The sequence below is a fragment of the Pseudomonas sp. GM84 genome, from assembly GCF_000282535.1.
Classification (GTDB): Bacteria; Pseudomonadota; Gammaproteobacteria; order Pseudomonadales; family Pseudomonadaceae; genus Aquipseudomonas.
This window is the reverse complement of the sequence record NZ_AKJC01000245.1, coordinates 1-17,297: the sequence shown is the minus strand read 5'-3', so window position 1 is coordinate 17,297 and position 17,297 is coordinate 1. Positions and strand designations below refer to the sequence as shown.

Genomic DNA, 17,297 nt, shown 5'->3' with positions numbered 1-17,297 from the left:
CAACCATGGCCTGACAGACCGTGGCACGTTGCAACAAATGTAGGAGCGAGCTTGCTCGCGATGCGCCGCGCGGGCGGCGCTCGATTTCAACGGCACTAAAAATCTCAAACCCTGCACTTCGCGATACACCCCTCCCCCCAAAAATCATCCCTGGCCTGCTTCTTGCCTGACCCTTTCATGTAGTGAGTACTTACCGAAACAAGCGCCCCCGTTGAGTGGTTTGGTAGCGCGCTGGTACTCGCTTTCGAATGGCAAGCAACTTCCAGAGATGATCCAACAATGCAAACAACCATCTCCCTGCGGATCAACGGCCAGAGCATCGAAGTCAGCGCCATGGCCGACACGCCCTTGCTGCTGATCCTGCGCAACGACCTGCGCCTGAACGGCCCCAAGTACGGCTGCGGCCTGGGCGAATGCGGCGCCTGCACGGTGATCATCGACGGCGTCGCCGCGCGCTCCTGCGTGATTCCCCTGTCCGGCGCCGCGAACCGCGACATCACCACCCTCGAAGGGCTGGGCAGCAAGGCCGCGCCGCACCCCGTACAGCAAGCGTTCATCGATGAGCAAGCCGCCCAATGCGGCTACTGCATGAACGGCATGATCATGACCGCCAAGGCCCTGCTCGACCGCATCCCGGACGCCAGCGACGAACAGATCCGCAACGAGCTGTCCGGCAACCTCTGCCGTTGCGGCACCCACGTCGAAATTCTGCGCGCCGTGCGCCGCGCTGCCGGCCGCCAGGCCTGAGAACCGGAGAAGAGCATGAACCACTCGCAACACGTTCCCACCCGCGACCAGTTGCTGGGCAAAGCCGGCGTCCTGCTGATCGTCGATGAGATCACCCCGCCCTCGGGCCCTGTGGCCAAGGGCGTGACGCCCACGGTCAAGGCGCGTGAGCTGGCGTTGTTCCTGGCGGTCAGTGATGACGGCAGGGTCTACGCCTTCAACGGCCACGTCGACCTGGGCACCGGCATCCGCACGTCTCTGGCGCAGATCGTTGCCGAAGAACTCGACCTGCGCATGGACCAGGTGCACATGGTGCTCGGTGATACCGAGCGGGCGCCGAACCAGGGCGCCACCATCGCCAGCGCCACCCTGCAGATTTCCGCCGTGCCGCTGCGCAAGGCGGCGGCCACCGCGCGGCGCTTCCTGCTGCAACAGGCGGCGCTGCGCCTGGGCTGCCAGGCCGATACGCTGCGCATGGAAGAAGGCACGCTGATCGCCAGCGATGTCCGCACCCTGAGCTTTGCCGAACTGGTGCAGGGGGAAAACCATCAACTGCGCATTGCCGACGATGCGCCGCTCAAGGCCATCGAGGACTACCGCCTGGTCGGTCGCAGCGCTGCGCGGGTGGATATCCCTGGCAAAGCCACCGGCGAGCTGACCTACGTCCACGACATGCGCCTGCCCGACATGCTCCACGGCCGCGTGATCCGGCCGCCCTATGCCGGTCACGACAGCGGCGATTTCGTCGGTAAAAGCCTGCTGGCGGTGGACGAATCCTCCATTGCCCATGTGCCTGGCGTGATCGCGGTGGTGGTCATCCGCGACTTCGTCGGCGTGGTCGCCGAGCGCGAAGAGCAGGCGATCCGCGCCGCCGAGGATCTGAAAATCAGCTGGAAGCCGTTTACCGGCAAGCTGCCCGACCTCAGCGATGTCGCCCAGGCGATCCGCGACAACCCCCGGGTGCAGCGCACCGTGCTGGACAAGGGCGACGTCGATGCCGGCATCGCCAATGCCAGCCAGCGCCTGAGCCGCAGCTATCTCTGGCCGTATCAGCTGCATGGCTCGATCGGCCCGTCCTGCGCCCTCGCCGACTTTACCGAAGGCCAGATCCGCGTCTGGTCCGGCACCCAGAACCCACACCTGCTGCGCGCCGACCTGGCCTGGCTGCTGGCGTGTGACGAACAACGCATCGACATCATTCGCATGGAAGCGGCCGGCTGCTATGGCCGCAACTGCGCCGATGATGTCTGCGCCGACGCGGTGCTGTTGTCACGCGCGGTAGGCCGCCCTGTGCGGGTGCAACTGACCCGCGAGCAAGAGCATGCCTGGGAGCCCAAGGGCACTGCACAGCTGATGGAAATCGATGGCGGCCTGAACGCCGACGGCACTGTCGCTGCCTACGACTTCCAGACCAGCTACCCCTCCAATGGCGCCCCCACCCTCGCCCTGCTGCTGACAGGCGCGGTGGAGCCGGTACCGGCCTTGTTCGAGATGGGCGACCGCACCTCGATCCCGCCCTATGACTATGAGCACATGCGCGTCACCATCAATGACATGACGCCGCTGGTGCGCGCCTCGTGGATGCGCGGTGTGTCGGCCATGCCCAACAGCTTCGCCCATGAGTCGTACATCGACGAGCTGGCCTTTGCCGCCGGTGTCGACCCGGTCGAGTACCGCCTCAAGCACCTTTCCGATCCGCGTGCCATCGACCTGGTCCAGGCCACCGCCGAACGCGCCGGCTGGCAGCCGCGCACCGAGCCCATGCAGGTGCCCGCCGAAGGCGATGTCTTGCGCGGTCGCGGTTTCGCCTACGCACGCTACATCCACAGCAAGTTCCCCGGCTTCGGCGCCGCCTGGGCGGCCTGGGTCGCGGATGTCGCGGTGGACCGGCGCACCGGTGAGGTAGCCGTGACGCGCGTGGTGATTGGCCATGACGCCGGCATGATGGTCAACCCCGAAGGGGTGCGGCACCAGATCCATGGCAACGTGATCCAGTCCACCAGCCGCGTGCTCAAGGAACAGGTGAGCTTCGAGGATTCAAAGGTGGCGAGCAAGGAATGGGGTGGCTACCCGATCCTGACCTTCCCCGAGGTGCCGGCCATCGATGTGATGATGCTGCCGCGCCAACATGAGCCGCCGATGGGCAGTGGCGAGTCGGCCTCGGTGCCGAGCGCGGCGGCCATCGCCAACGCCATCTTCGATGCCACCGGGATACGCTTTCGCGAGTTGCCGATCACTGCCGAGCGGGTGCGTGCGGCACTGGGCGCAGAAGGCCCCCGCGCCGACGGGCCGGCGCCAGCGCCGCCCGCGCCGAAACGCTCGAAATGGTGGTTCGGCTCGCTCGCCGGCGTGTTCGGTGCCGCGCTGGGCATGGCGGCCACCGCCCTGCCCTGGCGCGCCGAAATCGCCCCGGTAACGCCGCCCGCCGCCGGTAGCTGGTCGGCCTCGATGCTCGAACGCGGGCGCCAAGTGGCTGCTGCCGGCGACTGCGCAGTGTGCCATACGGTCAGCGGCGGCAAGGTCAATGCCGGGGGGCTGGCGATGGAGACACCGTTCGGCACGCTCCACAGCACCAACATCACCCCCGACCCGGACACCGGCATTGGTCGCTGGTCTTTCGCCGCGTTCGAGCGGGCCATGCGCGAGGGCATCAGCCGCGATGGCCGCCACCTGTACCCGGCCTTTCCCTATACCTCGTTTCGCAACATCACCGATGCCGACATGCAGGCGCTGTACGCCTACCTGATGTCACAGGCGCCAGTACCGCAGGAGGCGCCCGCCAACCAGATGCGCTTCCCTTTCAACCAGCGCCCGCTGATGGCTGGCTGGAACGCGCTGTTTCTCTCGCGCGGTGAATACCAGCCCGACCCGCAGCGCAGCGCGCAATGGAACCGTGGCGCCTATCTGGTCGATGGCTTGGGCCACTGCACGGCGTGCCACTCGCCGCGCAACCTGATGGGCGCGGAGAAGAGCGGCAAAAGCTACCTGGCCGGCGGCAGGGTCGATGGCTGGGAAGCGCCAGCGCTCAATGCCTTGGGCAAGGGGTCGATACCGTGGAGCGAGAACGAATTGTTCACTTACCTGAGCACCGGTTTTTCCGACAAACACGGCGTCGCTGCCGGCCCCATGGGGCCGGTGGTCAGCGAATTGGCGACACTGCCGCAGAGCGATGTACGCGCTATCGCCCACTACCTGGCATCGCTCGACGGCACGCCGCAGACGCTTGCTGCCAAGCCGGCGCCGCAAGTCGATTCGCAGGTTTCGCTGAGCAATGGCGAGCGGGTGTTCAAGGGCGCGTGCATGGCCTGCCACAGCGACGGGCTTGGACCGAAGCTGTTCGGGGTCAGCCCGTCCATGGCGGTCAACAGCAACGTCCACGGCGACCTGCCGGACAACCTGCTGCGTATCGTCTTGCACGGCATTCCAACGCCGGCGACACGCGACCTGGGTTACATGCCGGGGTTCAAGGGCAGCTTGTCGGACCGTCAGGTAGCGGACCTTGCCGCTTACCTGCGCCAGCGCTTTGCGGCCGACAAGCCGGCCTGGGAAGGGCTGATGGCCAAAAGCGCTCAAGTGCGCGCCAACCCCGGCAGCCATTGAATCTCAGCAGCGCAGCCCGCGCAGGGCGAGATCGCTGATGAAGTCCAGCCAGTCGGACTTGGCCTGCTTTTCGGCCAGGTCCACGGCCAGGAACGAACTCAGCGTGTAGAGGTTGGAGTTATAGAAGTAGCAGAGCGAAGCGATCATCAGGTAGGTGTGCTTGATGTCGATATCCGCGCGAAACAGGCCCTTGGCCTGGCCGGCCTCGATGATCGGCCGCAGCACACCGAACGCCTCGCCGGACAATTCCTTGAGGTTCGGCGACTTCCTGGCGTGTTTGCCCTGATGGAGATTCTCGGTGGCCAGGATGGTGACGAACTCGGGATGGCGCACGTAGTAGTGCCAGATGAATGCGACCAGTTCGCGCAGCGCGCCCTCGGGGTCGGAGAGGTCCAGGCGCAGCTTGGCTTCGGCCTGGTTGAAGCTTGCGTAGATGTGCTCCAGCACGCAGATGAACAGCTTCTCCTTGCTGCCGAAGTAGTAATAGATCATTCGGTCATTGGACTTGGCCAATGAGGAGATCTGCTCGATGCGCCCGCCGGTGAAGCCTTCCTTGCTGAAGACCTTCACTGCAGCCTGGAGGATGTTTTGCTTGGTGCGGTCGGCCTGCTGGGCGCGAACACCGGTTTTGCGAGTTTGCATGGGCAATCACTGTGGAGCTGGCCAGAACGCTAACACTGCCACAGACGTTGGGCCTTTGCGCGGCTTTTTCAGCTGTGCTGTCAACCCTTGGAACGAGGTAGCGGAACATGCAGCATCTTGACCTGCAGGTGATCGACCAGGCCCTGCAATGGGCACAAGCCGGCCAGACGATCTGGCTCTGCACGGTGCTCTCCACCTATGGCTCGGCACCGCGCTCGCCAGGGGCGATGCTGGTCAGCAATGGCGGCGTGGCGTACGTCGGGTCGTTGTCGGGTGGGTGTGTTGAAGAGGAGTTTCTGCAGAGCCTCTGGCGCGGAGAATTCAGGCAGGTGGCGCAGGTGGCGCGGTATGGCGACGGGCAGGCGGAAAGTCGTCGCTTGCGCTTGCCGTGCGGTGGCGTGCTGGTCGTGCTGGTTGAGCGACGCGAGCCGAACGACCTGTGGCTGGCGCACTTGCAGGTATTGCGTGCTGCGCTGCTCGGCCAGCAACGCGTGACGCGCAAGGTCGGATTGGCAACGGGTGACTTTGAAGCCCAGGGTGACAGCAGGGTTGCCGTGCAAATGAGTGAAGATGCCGTGCATATCGGCATCGGCCCTGCCTTGCGCGTGCTGCTGGCCGGGCTGTCACCGGTGGCTGAAGCGTGCGCCGCCATCGCCCGCACGCTGGGCTGCGAGGTCGTTGCCTGCGACCCGCGCGAGGAGATGGCGCACGTGCATCTCGAGGGTGTGCGGATGCATCGCGTGCTGCCCTCGCTGTACATCGCCGAGGGGGGTTGCCATGCAGCCACTGCGGTGGTGGCGCTGACCCACGACCCGAAGATCGATGACCTGGCATTGCTGGAGGCGGTGAACACCCCGGCGTTCTACATCGGCGCCATGGGTTCGGCAGCGACTTCGGCCAAGCGCGCCGAGCGCTTGCGACGCATTGGCGGGCTGTCGCAGGCGCAGATCGAGCGGTTGCACATGCCCATCGGCCTGGACCTGGGCAGCAAGTCACCGGCAGAGATCGCACTGGCGGTGATGGCGGACGTCTTGCGGGTGTACCGGGGAAAGGCGCGGGACGCGCTGTAGCATCCGCAGCGCTAGATCTGCCTCAGCCAGTACTCCACATCCAGCTCATCGATCTGCTGCTCCTGGAGGAACCGCTCGGCATACTGCCGATACACACCGCTGCTCAGAAACAGCCGCAGTAGCTGCCCGTCGATGTGATTTCCCTGCGCCATGGACACCATGATCTTCACCGATTCGGACAAGGTCTTCGGCGCCTTGTACGGCCGGTCGGCAGCCGTCAGGGCTTCGAAGATATCGGCGATCGCCATCACCCGCTCGGCGATGCTCAGGTCAGCTTTGCCCAATCGCCTCGGATACCCGCTGCCATCCATCTTCTCGTGGTGGTTGCCGGCGATGTCCGGCACCCGCCGCAGATGACGCGGGAACGGCAAGCTGGAAAGCATGATGATGGTCTGCACGATATGTTCGTTGATCTTGAAGCGCTCCTCGTCGTTCAACGTGCCGCGGCGGATCGACAGGTTGTACAACTCGCCCTGATCGCTGGCATTGGCCGGCAGGCTCATGTCGAAGCCCCAGGCATTGCGCGGGTCGCCCTTGACCACCGGCGGTTTGCGCGCGCCCCAGGGCAGTCGATGCTCGGGGCGGTCGGCCAGGAGCGGCTCATCCACCGGCAATGGCAGCGCGGGTACGCCCTTGAAGCGCTCCTCTTCGTCGCGGGAAATGCCCAAGCGGTTGTCGAAATGCCGCCGCCAGCGGCGCTGGCCGATCTGCTGCAAGCGTTCGATATCGCCCTCGTCCATGAGCTCGCTACCAATATTGGCCCTGGCAACGAACGCGAAGTCCTCCTGCAACTGGGCATGGCAAAGCGTCAGGGACGCCTGCAGCACCTGCTGATCTGCGCCACCTGCCAGCCCTTGCCAATAAGCCAGCTCGGCATCGCGCCAGAGCACCTCGAAGCGCATACGGATTTCGTGGATGCGGTTGTACAGGCCCTCCAGCTTGGTCGCCTTGTCTACCACATACTCGGGGCTGGTGATCTTGCCGCAGTCGTGCAGCCAGGCGGCCACCCGGAACTCGTAACGCTCGAGATCGGTCATGCTGAAGCTGGCGTAGGGGCCGCTGTCGGCCTGCACGGCCTGGTCCAGCAGCATCTGCGCCAGTTGCGGTACCCGCTCGCAGTGGCCGCCGGTATACGGACTCTTGGCATCGATGGCATCGGCCAGCAGCTTGATCATGGCGTCCAGCAGCCGTTGCTGGGCTTCGGCCAGTTGCCGCGTCTCGATGGCCACCGCCGCAGCACCGGACAGCTCCTCGACGAATTGCCGGAACGGCTGGCCGGCTTCATCACCGGCCTGCCCCTCATCCAGCTGCAAGACCAGGATACCGAGCAGCACCTGGCCACGGTCCCGGAGCACCACCGCAAGGCTGCGCCCACGCAGCTCCAGCGCGTGTTTCACGACTGCCACCAGGTGCTCGTGCTCGTGCTCGGCGACCGCCAGTTCGTCCGGGTAGTCCTCGCCCCGGCATGAAGCGGCCAGGCGCAGCAGGGACTGGTCGTCATCGAACAGGTACACCGCACCCGCCTTTACCCCGGCGGCGTCCACAAGATGCCTGAGCACACCCTCGAGCATGCGCTCCAGCTGGCTTTCCCGGCTGAGCGTGAGGGTGATCGCCTGGAAATTGCGGATGGTGCCGGACATGCGGCTGAGCACCTGGCTCAGTTCACGCACCTCGGACACCTGTGACGTCACCCCCACCTCGCGGCTGAAGTCGAAGTTGGCAAGGCCGTGCACCTGCTCGGCCAGCAGGCGCAACGGACGGCCGATGCGCTGGCCAAGCACTGCGCCCAGCAGCAGCAGCAAGGCCATCAGCGCCGCCGCCCACAGCAACTGCTCGAACAGCACCTTGCGCGCACCGGCCAGCAACTCGTCGCCCGGCACGGCAATCAGCACCTGGAAGTCCTCGCCGACCAGCGTGGTGAGCGGTATGCGCATGCCATACCAGGTCTTCCCTTGCACCTGATAAGGTTGCGGCCGGTTGTCCTGAAGCGGGTTGGCGTGGATGCGCGCCAGGCTGGGTATCCCCAGTTCGTCGATACGCGACAGGCGGACCGCCGCTCCCTCCTGCAGGATGACCCGCTTCAGGTCCGGGTACGCCACCACACTCCCCCGCTCATCGATCACGGCGGTCTCGGTGCCAGGGGTCATGCGCAGGTCCTGGCTCTCGCTGGCCAGATCATTGACCGAAACATCCATGCCGATCACCGCCGCGCCGTCGACGCTGCGCTGGGCCATGGTCACCCCGACTTCACGGGTGGTGAAGAAGACGTAAGGGTTGGTAAGCACGGTGGTCGAGCGCCCTGAGGCTTCGATGAACCAGGGGCGCTGGCGCGGATCGTAGTGATAGTCCGGCTTGACCTGGGTTTGCAGCAAGGTCAGCTGCGGATCGTAGAAACGCCACTCGCCCAGGCTTGTACCGTCATCCCCCTTGCTGATGCTCTGAACCAGAAAGCCGGTGCCGGTTGGCGCCGCGTAGCGTTGAAGCGATTGCGGGTCGTGCAACCGACGGACCAGCAGGAACTCGCCATTGGGGTAGCCGACGTAGGCGGCGCTGAGCATCTTGTTGGCGTTCAGGCTCTCGACCAGTTGCGGCAGCCGCTCCAGGCGCTGAGCCAAGGTACTGGCGGCCGGGTTGAAAGCGAGCAGGCGGATGCTGCTCTGCGCCGGGTCGAGCAAGCGCCGGGCGCGTTCGTCGATGGTCTTGCCCAGTTGCTGGGCGGAATCGCCGGCGGCAGCCACCAGTGCCTGCTGGGTGCCACGATAACCCTGCCAGGCCAAGCCCATGCCGAGCAGCAGCATGCCCAGCAAGATGGCCAGGGTCACCAGCAGTTGTAGCGAGATGCTACGTCCTTGGTCATTCATGGCTGCAGGGTCTGCTAGCACGCATTTCCGGCAGCGGGAGCCGGAAACACTGAGTACCTCACCCGGAAATTTGCCAACCCGGCATCGTGACCAATCAACACATAGCCCATCCAAGGTGCTCCATGTGCAGCGAGTTCATCAGCGTTATCTGCCACATCGTCATGCCGGCTTTACACCTACCGCGAGGAGCTTAGCTGCTATGGCGCACAATCGTCAGAGAAGATGAAATAGCCCTTAGCCATCACCACGGGGCGATGGTTTGAAAGCACGACGGGCGAGGGATGCAAAGTGTGTCCGGAAAACCGAATACTGAAACGACGGAGCCCCCGAAAACTCAAGGTTTTCGGGGGCTTCGACTACTTCGCGTATGGCGGAGAGATAGGGATTTGAACCCTAGGTACTGTTGCCAGTACAACGGATTTCGAATCCGTCCCGTTCGACCACTCCGGCATCTCTCCAATGCCGCGCATCATACCAGCGAATTCTGAAAACGCAAACCTTTATTTTCAAAAAAATCGCGTGGTATCAGGCGCTTGCGTGAACGCGCGCCTTACAGCGGCACGCCCAGGCGCTTGGCAACTTCTTCGTAGGCTTCGATCACGTCGCCCAGACCCTGGCGGAAGCGGTCCTTGTCCATCTTCTTGCGGGTTTCCTTGTCCCACAGGCGGCAGCCGTCCGGGCTGAACTCGTCACCGAGAACGATCTGGCCGTGGAAGACACCGAACTCCAGCTTGAAGTCGACCAGCAGCAGGCCGGCGTCGTCGAACAGCTTGTTCAGCACTTCGTTGACCTTCAGCGACAGCTTCTTCATCTCGACCAGTTGCTCGGCGGTGCCCCAGCCGAAAGCGACAACGTGGGATTCGTTGATGAAGGGATCGCCCTTCTCGTCGTTCTTCAGGAACAGCTCGAAGGTGGACGGCTCCAGCTTGATGCCCTCCTCCACGCCCAGGCGCTTGACCAGGCTGCCGGCGGCATAGTTACGCACCACGCACTCGACCGGGATCATGTCCAGCTTCTTCACCAGGCACTCGTTGTCGCCCAGCAGCTTGTCGAATTGAGTCGGCACGCCGGCTTCTTCGAGCTTCTGCATGATGAAGGCGTTGAACTTGTTGTTCACCATGCCTTTGCGGTCGAGTTGTTCGATGCGCTTGCCGTCGAACGCCGAAGTGTCGTTACGGAACAGCAGGATCAAGCGGTCGGCGTCGTCGGTCTTGTAAACCGATTTGGCTTTGCCGCGGTAGAGTTCTTCGCGTTTTTCCATGATGGAGGGCTCCGCTTGCTTGAGTGTTGGGCTAGGCGATTTCGCGCCAGTCGAGCCCATGTTCCTGATTCGCCACCTGGAGCCAGTCCGGATCGCACCCAAGGGTGTCGACAAAGCACTGGCGGGCCAGATGTGGCAGGTTGTTCTTGCTGCTGAGGTGGGCCAGCACCAGGTGTTGCAGGTTGCTCCAGCCCAACTCCTCCACCAGGCGCGCGGCCTGGTGGTTGTTCAAATGACCTTGCATGCCGCCCACGCGCTGCTTGAGGAAGTACGGGTAATGCCCGCGCGCCAGCAGGTCGCGGCAGTGGTTGGCTTCGATCAGCAGGGCGTCCAGGCCTTGGTAGCGCTCCAGCAACCGGGCATCGTAGGAGCCCAGGTCGGTGAGCATGCCAAAGCGCCGGCGACCGTCGCTGAGCACGTACTGCAGCGGCTCGTAGGCGTCGTGCTCGACCCGCGCCGCACTCACGTCCAGGCAGCCGATGCGCAGGGTGTCGCCACACGCGAGAAAACCGGCCACCTCCACCGGCTTGCGCAAGCCGCGCAAGGTCCCTTGGCTGAGGTAGACCGGTACATTGTAGCGCCGTGACAGCAAGCCCACCCCATGCACATGGTCGGCATGTTCGTGGGTGACCAGCACCGCGCTCAACTGCGCCGCCGACACCCCGAGCAGCGCCAGGCGCCGCTCGGTTTCGCGCAGGGAAAAACCGCAATCGACCAGGATGAACGTGTCACCACTGGCGATCAGCGTGCCATTTCCCTGGCTGCCGCTTCCGAGTACCGCGAAGCGCACTTAGCCCAGGTGGTCCTGAATGGCGCTCAGCACGCGGCGGGCGACATCGGCCGGGGCCACGGTGTTGATGTTCTTCTCGACGGTAACCTGAACGCTCTCGCCAACCTTGCTCAGGCGGACCTGGTAGCGCTCGGCACGGGCTTCACGCTCTTCCTTGGACGGTTCGCTGCCGAACATCCGGCTGAAGAAGCCCGGCTGGTTCTGCTTGTCGTCCGGTTTTTCCGACAGGTTGATGTAGTACAGGCCCAGGCTGCGGTTGATGTCCTCGACCCGCCATTCGCCGCCCTGCTCCAGGGCACGGCCTACGCTCGACCAGGCACGGTCCAGGTCAGCACCCAGGTAGAGCACCGGGTTGCCGCTGCCGTCCTCGCTCAGGCTGACGCGGCTCGGCGCGTCGAAGTCGCGCGCGGCCAGCAGCGACACCGAACCGCCCTTCTCGGCGCTACGGTTCATGCTGGCGAGCATTTCGTCGACCAGCAGCGCATCGGCGCCGGTGTTGCTGGAAGTGGACGGGAACGCAGTATCTGCGGTGCTACCCGCCGGGCGCTCGACGCTGACGATGTACACCTCGGAGGTGTTGCGCTGCACGCCAGGCTCCATGCGCACGCGAACGCGCACTTCGCTGTCAGCGCTGCTGGCAGTGCTGGCCAGGCGTTGGCCGAGCGATGCCGACAGTTCGTCGAAACGCTGCCAGGTGGTAGTGAATTCACCGGTTTGCGGGCGCTCTTCAGCCACGCGGAAACCGTTGTCCTCAAAGAACTGACGCGCCACCGGCCAGACTTCGGCAGGCGAACGCTGGGCCAGCACCCAACGGCTGTTGCCGCTGCGCTGCAGGCTGAAATCGCTGACTTCGGCACCGCCTACCAACGGTTGCGGGCGCGGCACTTCGAACTCGCCAGCGACGCTGTCGTCGGCCACGTTGCGCGGGATCGGCAGCAGCGGATCAAGGCGCTTGGCGCTGCTGGCATCCGGCGGCAATTGCATTGGCGCGGTGGGGTGGGCCTGCAGGTAATCACTACCGCGGTCGCGGAAATAGCCATCCTCGCCCCACAACCAGCCACACCCACTGGTGCTGGAGATGATCAGGGCGAGTGCGGAAAGACCAGCCAGTCGCTTCATGCGGTGTACTTCCTCTTAAACCAGTACGCCGGACTGGCGCAAGGCAGTACGGACTTTTTCGTGGCAGCCTTCGCTCAGCCAGGTCAGCGGCAGGCGAATGCCTTTGTGCATCAGGCCCATTTCAACGAGCGCCCACTTCACCGGAATCGGGTTGGCTTCGCAGAACAGGTCTTTGTGCAGCGGCATGAGTTTTTCGTTGATCGCGCGGGCCTTCTCGGCATTGCCCTCAAGGGCGGCCTCGCACAGATCGGCCATTTCGCGCGGGGCGACGTTGGCAGTGACGGAGATGTTGCCCTTGCCGCCCATCAGGATCAGCTCGACGGCGGTCGGATCATCGCCGGACAGCACGAGGAAATCTTCGCTGACGCCTTCGAGGATGGCCTTGGCGCGCACCAGGTCGCCGGTGGCTTCCTTGATGCCGATGATGTTCGGCACGGTCGACAGGCGGATCACGGTCTCGGCCTGCATGTCGCAGGAGGTGCGGCCGGGTACGTTGTAGAGGATCTGCGGGATGTCGACGGCTTCGGCGATGTGCTTGAAGTGCTGGTACAGGCCTTCCTGGGTCGGCTTGTTGTAGTACGGCACGACCAGCAGGCAGGCGTCGGCGCCAGCGTTCTTGGCGTTCTGGGTCAGGTGCACGGCTTCGGCAGTGGAGTTGGCACCGGTACCGGCGATGACCGGAATGGGGTTCTTGCTGTGCTTGACGCGCTCGACCACATGCTTGATGACCAGGATGTGTTCTTCGACATCCAGCGTGGCGGACTCACCGGTGGTGCCGACTGCGACGATCGCGTGGGTGCCGTTTTCCAGGTGGAAGTCTACAAGTTTGTCGAGGCTGCCCCAGTCAAGACGCCCTTGTGCATCCATGGGTGTGACCAATGCCACCATACTGCCCGCAATCATGTAACTGCTCCTGCCGGAAAAAGAGAGCGGTAATGGTACTGGGGGCATCGACCTTGCACAAGCGAAGCAGGCGGGCGGAGCATTCCCCTCGGCGCCTTATTTCGCTACCCTTGATCCTTTGATCGGTGCAGCGCGGCCCGCCGGGCCGTCGACCTTGCTCCCCGGCCTGCGTCCACGTCCTCGCTTGCGAGCCCCGGGCCCTGCCGACAGGAGGCTTTTGCCCGTCCTGTGCCGACCGCTCATCGCTTTAGGAATGCTGCATGTCCACCCCCACCGTCCGCGAACAATTCCTCGTCATCAGCGCCCTGGGCCCCAATCCCATGGAGCTGGCCAATGTCCTCAGCCGCGCTGCCTTCGAAAACCGCTGCGCGGTCGTCACCTCGCGCCTGAGCCGGCATGGCGAGACCAGCGCCCTGGTCTTGCAGGTGGGCGGCAGCTGGGACGCCCTGGCGCGTCTCGAATCCACCCTGCCGGGCCTGGGCAAGAAACACGGCCTGACCCTCGATGTGGTGCGCAGCGCCGACCAGGAGGTGCGCCCGCAGGCCCTGCCTTATGTGGCCTACGTCAGCGCCGCCTATCGCCCGGACATCATCAACGAACTGTGCCAGTTCTTCCTCGACCACCGCGTCGAGCTCGAAGCCATGACCTGCGATACCTACCTGGCGCCGCAGACCGGTAGCAGCATGCTCAATGCCCAGTTCACCGTGATCCTGCCGGCCGGCACCCAGATCAGCTGGCTGCGCGACCAGTTCCTCGATTTTGCCGACGCCCTGAACCTGGACGCCCTGATCGAGCCTTGGCGCCCACAGAACCCCGTGTAAGGAACCCCGTCATGGCTGTAGCACTCGACCAACCCGTCGCCGACTTCCAGGCCCAGGCCACCAGCGGCCAGACCGTCAGCCTGAGCGAGCTCAAGGGCCGCCAGGTAGTGGTGTACTTCTATCCGAAGGACAGCACCCCGGGCTGCACCACCGAAGGCCAGGGTTTCCGCGACCAGCACGCAGCCTTTGAAGCGGCCGACACCGTGGTGTTCGGCGTGTCGCGCGATGGCATCAAGTCGCACGAGAACTTCAAGGCCAAGCAGGGCTTCCCGTTCGAGCTGATCAGCGACAAGGACGAGGCCCTGTGCCAGCTGTTCGACGTGATCAAGCTGAAGAAGCTGTATGGCAAGGAATACATGGGCGTGGACCGCAGCACCTTCCTGATCGACAAGGACGGTGTACTGCGCCAGGAATGGCGTGGGGTGAAGGTGCCCGGGCATGTGGATGCCGTGTTGGCGGCGGCTCAGGCGCTGAACAAGGCTTGAGATCGGCTTCGTATTCTTCGCGGGACAAGCCCGCTCCCACAGGAATTACACGCATTCAGCGGACTGTGCTGATCCTGTGGGAGCGGGCTTGCCCCGCGAAGGGGTCACCGCAGAGCTATAGCATCGGCGCCACGGCAGGCTCCTGCCGCGGCCAGGCATCCAGCACAGCCTTGATCAGCGTCGCCAGCGGAATGGCGAAGAAAATCCCCCAGAACCCCCACAGCCCGCCAAACAGCAACACCGCGCAAATGATCGCCACCGGGTGCAGGCTCACCGCCTCGGAGAACAGCAGCGGCACCAGCACGTTGCCGTCCAGCGCCTGGATGATCGCGTACACCGTCATCAGATAGATGAACTGGTCGCCCCAGCCCCACTGGAACAACGCAATCAGCGTGACCGGCACGGTGACCACCACCGCCCCCACATACGGCACCACCACCGACAACCCCACCAGCAGCGCCAGCAAGGCAGCGTAATTGAGCCCGAGGCTGATGAACGCAATGTAGGTGGCAATCCCGCAGATCAGGATCTCGATCCCCTTGCCGCGGATGTAGTTGGCGATCTGCCGGTTCATCTCGCTGCCCACCCGGTTGAGCAGGGTACGCTGGCGTGGCAGGTAGCCGCTGACCCAGCGCCCGATCAGCTCACGGTCCTTGAGGAAGAAGAACACCAGGATCGGCACCAGCACCAGGTAGATCATGGCGCTGACCAGCAACGGCAGGCTCGACAACGAGAACGTCAGCGCCCACTGGCCGAACTTGCCGATCTCGCCACGCACCGACTCGATGGCGCGCAGCACCTGCTCGTCCGATACCAGGTGCGGGTAACGCTCCGGCAACAGCAAAAGCAGCGACTGCCACTTGCCGAGCATGCCCGGCAACTCGTTGAACAAGGTGATCAGCTGATGCCACAGCAGCGGCACCAGCACCAGCAGGAACACCGCCAGCGCCCCCATGAACAGGGTGAACACCAGCATGACCGCCAGGCGTGTCGGCACCCGGACGCGCTCCAGCGCATTGACCAGCCCCTGCATCAGAAACGCCAGCACCATCCCCGCCAATACCGGCGCGAGCATGCCACCGAGGGTCAGGACCGTGGTAAAGGCCAGGAACAGCAGCACCGCCAGCACCACCGCCTCCTCGTCGGAGAAGTAGCGATGCAGCCAGTCGCGAAGCACTTTGAACATTGACGATCCTTGATTGAGACTCAGGCCTTGCGCAGCCAGTAGGTATAGGTACCGGCCTCGGCCGTTTCACGCAGCAGCGTATGACCGGCCAACTGGGCGAAAGTGCGGAAGTCGCGCTGGGAACCGGCGTCGGTGGCGATCACCTTGAGCACCGCACCGCTGGCCAGGCGATTGAGCTCCATCTTCGCCTTGAGCAAGGGCAACGGGCAGTTCAGCCCGCTGGCGTCGAGTTCGGCGTCGCAGGTCAGGGTGTCACTCATCGGGGCTTTCTCCACAGGCGGGGCAGACAGGTTGGCTAGGATACCGCCACTGGTCGTCAACGTGTGAGCCGGCTACAGTAGTGCCTTTATCCGACGCGAGCTTCATGCATGAATCTACTGCGCCCTACCCTGCTGACGCTGGCCTGCCTGATGGCCCTCCCCGGCCATGCTGACGACCTGCCGTCACTGGGCGACGCCAGTTCCGCAATCGTCTCGCCGCAACAGGAACATCAGCTCGGTCGCGCCTGGCTGAGCCTGTTGCGCGGTAACGTCAACCAGTTGAACGACCCGCAGCTCAAGGACTACGTCGAAACCACCGTGTACCGCCTGGCCGAAACCAGCCAGCTGCAGGACCGGCGCCTTGAATTCATTCTCATCGACAGCCGCGAACTCAACGCCTTCGCCGCCCCCGGCGGAATCGTCGGGGTCAACGGCGGCCTGTTCCTCAATGCCCGGACCGAAGGTGAGTACGCCTCGGTGCTGGCGCACGAACTGGCGCACTTGTCGCAACGCCATTTCGCCCGCGGCGTCGAAGCCCAGCAACGCATGCAGTTGCCGATGATGGCGGCGTTGCTCGCTGGTATCGTGCTGGCTGCAGGTGGCGCTGGCGATGCCGGTATCGGCATGATTGCCGGCACCCAGGCGGCGGCGATCCAGGAACAGCGGCGCTTCTCGCGGCAGAACGAACAGGAAGCAGACCGTATCGGTATCCAGAACCTGGAAAAGGCGGGTTACGACCCGCGCAACATGCCGACCATGTTCGAACGCCTGGCGCAGCAGTACCGTTACGGCGCCAAGCCGCCGGAATTTCTGCTGACTCACCCGGTGACCGAATCACGTATCGCCGATACCCGCAACCGCGCCGAGCAGGCGCCCAAGGGCGGCATAGAGGACAGCCAGCGTTACCAGCTGATCCGCGCTCGCGTGGCCCTCATTTACGAAGAAACGCCGGGCCTTGCGGCCAAGCGTTTCCGCACCCAGCTCGATGATGACCCCAAGCTCGATGCTGCCCGCTACGGGCTGGCACTGGCCCAGATCAAGGGCGGCCAGCTCAATGAAGCGCGCGAGAACCTCAAGCCGCTGCTGGCCAAGGCGCCCAACGACATCACCTACAACCTGGCGCAGATCGACCTGGACATCACCAACAACCGCCTGGCCGATGCCCAGCAGCGGGCCCAGCGCCTGCAAGGCTTGTATCCGGGCAACTACCCGCTGAAACAGGTGCGCGCCGACCTGCTGGTCAAGCAGAACAAGCCAGACGAGGCGGAGAAGGTACTGAACGACCTGATCAAGAGCCGCCCGGACGATCCGGACGTGTGGTACGACATGGCCGAGGTGCGTGGTTTGTCGGGCAATACCATTGGGCTGCACCGGGCGCGGGCCGAGTACTTCACCTTGGTGGGGGATTTCGACCAGGCGATCCAGCAGCTGGATTACGCCAAGCGCCGTGCGGGCAACAACTTCCCGCTGGCCTCGCAGATCGACCAGCGTCAGCGGGAGATCCTGGAACAGCGGCGTATGGTTCAGGAGATGATGGGGCGCTAAGGGGGGCTGCTTTGCAGCCCAATCGCCG

General features: G+C 64.2%; 14 protein-coding genes and 1 tRNA gene. 6 read left to right on the top strand and 9 right to left on the bottom strand.

What is annotated here, in order from left to right; translation table 11 throughout:
* Nucleotides 1-279 precede the first annotated feature (279 nt).
* Complete coding sequence (locus PMI38_RS19490) at nucleotides 280-747, top strand: (2Fe-2S)-binding protein (RefSeq protein WP_008097527.1); 468 nt, start codon at nucleotides 280-282, stop codon at nucleotides 745-747.
* 15 nt (nucleotides 748-762) lie between these two features.
* Nucleotides 763-4,326, top strand: a complete 3,564-nt coding sequence (locus tag PMI38_RS19485) for a molybdopterin cofactor-binding domain-containing protein (protein ID WP_008097525.1) — start codon at nucleotides 763-765, stop codon at nucleotides 4,324-4,326.
* 3 nt (nucleotides 4,327-4,329) lie between these two features.
* Here the strand turns inward: PMI38_RS19485 and PMI38_RS19480 are convergent, their stop codons facing one another.
* The gene (locus PMI38_RS19480) at nucleotides 4,330-4,968 is read right to left on the bottom strand and encodes a TetR family transcriptional regulator (protein WP_008097523.1); all 639 of its coding nucleotides are present in this window, start codon (nucleotides 4,966-4,968) and stop codon (nucleotides 4,330-4,332) included.
* A 107-nt stretch (nucleotides 4,969-5,075) separates the two neighbouring features.
* On the opposite strand from PMI38_RS19480, the gene PMI38_RS19475 reads away from it, so the two are divergent.
* Nucleotides 5,076-6,038, top strand: a complete 963-nt coding sequence (locus tag PMI38_RS19475; protein WP_008097521.1) for an XdhC family protein — start codon at nucleotides 5,076-5,078, stop codon at nucleotides 6,036-6,038.
* A gap of 11 nt (nucleotides 6,039-6,049) precedes the next feature.
* On the opposite strand, the gene PMI38_RS19470 is transcribed toward PMI38_RS19475, so the two are convergent.
* From PMI38_RS19470 to dapA, 6 genes are all read right to left on the bottom strand, one after another.
* Nucleotides 6,050-8,899, bottom strand: coding sequence for an HD domain-containing phosphohydrolase (locus tag PMI38_RS19470; RefSeq protein ID WP_008097519.1), 2,850 nt, complete (start codon nucleotides 8,897-8,899; stop codon nucleotides 6,050-6,052).
* Nucleotides 8,900-9,267: 368 nt separating this feature from the next.
* Nucleotides 9,268-9,357, bottom strand: a tRNA-Ser gene (locus tag PMI38_RS19465).
* A 92-nt stretch (nucleotides 9,358-9,449) separates the two neighbouring features.
* Complete coding sequence (gene purC / locus PMI38_RS19460; protein WP_008097517.1) at nucleotides 9,450-10,160, bottom strand: phosphoribosylaminoimidazolesuccinocarboxamide synthase; 711 nt, start codon at nucleotides 10,158-10,160, stop codon at nucleotides 9,450-9,452.
* A 31-nt stretch (nucleotides 10,161-10,191) separates the two neighbouring features.
* Nucleotides 10,192-10,950, bottom strand: a complete 759-nt coding sequence (locus PMI38_RS19455; RefSeq protein WP_008097515.1) for an MBL fold metallo-hydrolase — start codon at nucleotides 10,948-10,950, stop codon at nucleotides 10,192-10,194.
* Nucleotides 10,951-12,069 (bottom strand): outer membrane protein assembly factor BamC, encoded by a 1,119-nt coding sequence (gene bamC, locus PMI38_RS19450; protein ID WP_008097513.1) that lies wholly within the window; start codon nucleotides 12,067-12,069, stop codon nucleotides 10,951-10,953. It abuts the gene before it with no gap.
* Between the two features lie 15 nt (nucleotides 12,070-12,084).
* Nucleotides 12,085-12,972, bottom strand: coding sequence for a 4-hydroxy-tetrahydrodipicolinate synthase (gene dapA / locus PMI38_RS19445; RefSeq protein ID WP_008097511.1), 888 nt, complete (start codon nucleotides 12,970-12,972; stop codon nucleotides 12,085-12,087).
* A gap of 260 nt (nucleotides 12,973-13,232) precedes the next feature.
* Between dapA and PMI38_RS19440 the strand changes: the two genes are divergently transcribed.
* Both PMI38_RS19440 and PMI38_RS19435 read left to right on the top strand, forming a co-directional pair.
* A complete protein-coding gene (locus PMI38_RS19440; RefSeq protein WP_008097509.1) occupies nucleotides 13,233-13,793 on the top strand; it encodes a glycine cleavage system protein R in 561 nt (186 codons plus the stop codon).
* Between the two features lie 11 nt (nucleotides 13,794-13,804).
* On the top strand, nucleotides 13,805-14,278 hold the full coding sequence (locus tag PMI38_RS19435) for a peroxiredoxin (protein ID WP_008097507.1): 474 nt from the start codon (nucleotides 13,805-13,807) through the stop codon (nucleotides 14,276-14,278).
* 115 nt (nucleotides 14,279-14,393) lie between these two features.
* Here the strand turns inward: PMI38_RS19435 and PMI38_RS19430 are convergent, their stop codons facing one another.
* Both PMI38_RS19430 and PMI38_RS19425 read right to left on the bottom strand, forming a co-directional pair.
* Nucleotides 14,394-15,464, bottom strand: coding sequence for an AI-2E family transporter (locus PMI38_RS19430; protein ID WP_008097505.1), 1,071 nt, complete (start codon nucleotides 15,462-15,464; stop codon nucleotides 14,394-14,396).
* A 20-nt stretch (nucleotides 15,465-15,484) separates the two neighbouring features.
* Nucleotides 15,485-15,724, bottom strand: coding sequence for a sulfurtransferase TusA family protein (locus tag PMI38_RS19425; RefSeq protein ID WP_008097503.1), 240 nt, complete (start codon nucleotides 15,722-15,724; stop codon nucleotides 15,485-15,487).
* Between the two features lie 108 nt (nucleotides 15,725-15,832).
* Between PMI38_RS19425 and PMI38_RS19420 the strand changes: the two genes are divergently transcribed.
* On the top strand, nucleotides 15,833-17,269 hold the full coding sequence (locus PMI38_RS19420) for a M48 family metalloprotease (RefSeq protein ID WP_008097499.1): 1,437 nt from the start codon (nucleotides 15,833-15,835) through the stop codon (nucleotides 17,267-17,269).
* Nucleotides 17,270-17,297: the final 28 nt, after the last annotated feature.

Bases quoted from the DNA above. Each gene is read 5' to 3' on its own strand.
- PMI38_RS19435 (WP_008097507.1), top strand. From the start codon at position 13,805: ATGGCTGTAGCACTCGACCAACCCGTCGCCGACTTCCAGGCCCAGGCC.
- PMI38_RS19485 (WP_008097525.1), top strand. From the start codon at position 763: ATGAACCACTCGCAACACGTTCCCACCCGCGACCAGTTGCTGGGCAAA.
- PMI38_RS19480 (WP_008097523.1), bottom strand. From the start codon at position 4,968: ATGCAAACTCGCAAAACCGGTGTTCGCGCCCAGCAGGCCGACCGCACC.
- PMI38_RS19430 (WP_008097505.1), bottom strand. From the start codon at position 15,464: ATGTTCAAAGTGCTTCGCGACTGGCTGCATCGCTACTTCTCCGACGAG.
- PMI38_RS19440 (WP_008097509.1), top strand. From the start codon at position 13,233: ATGTCCACCCCCACCGTCCGCGAACAATTCCTCGTCATCAGCGCCCTG.
- PMI38_RS19490 (WP_008097527.1), top strand. From the start codon at position 280: ATGCAAACAACCATCTCCCTGCGGATCAACGGCCAGAGCATCGAAGTC.
- PMI38_RS19420 (WP_008097499.1), top strand. From the start codon at position 15,833: ATGAATCTACTGCGCCCTACCCTGCTGACGCTGGCCTGCCTGATGGCC.
- PMI38_RS19470 (WP_008097519.1), bottom strand. From the start codon at position 8,899: ATGAATGACCAAGGACGTAGCATCTCGCTACAACTGCTGGTGACCCTG.
- dapA (WP_008097511.1), bottom strand. From the start codon at position 12,972: ATGATTGCGGGCAGTATGGTGGCATTGGTCACACCCATGGATGCACAA.
- PMI38_RS19425 (WP_008097503.1), bottom strand. From the start codon at position 15,724: ATGAGTGACACCCTGACCTGCGACGCCGAACTCGACGCCAGCGGGCTG.
- PMI38_RS19475 (WP_008097521.1), top strand. From the start codon at position 5,076: ATGCAGCATCTTGACCTGCAGGTGATCGACCAGGCCCTGCAATGGGCA.
- purC (WP_008097517.1), bottom strand. From the start codon at position 10,160: ATGGAAAAACGCGAAGAACTCTACCGCGGCAAAGCCAAATCGGTTTAC.
- bamC (WP_008097513.1), bottom strand. From the start codon at position 12,069: ATGAAGCGACTGGCTGGTCTTTCCGCACTCGCCCTGATCATCTCCAGC.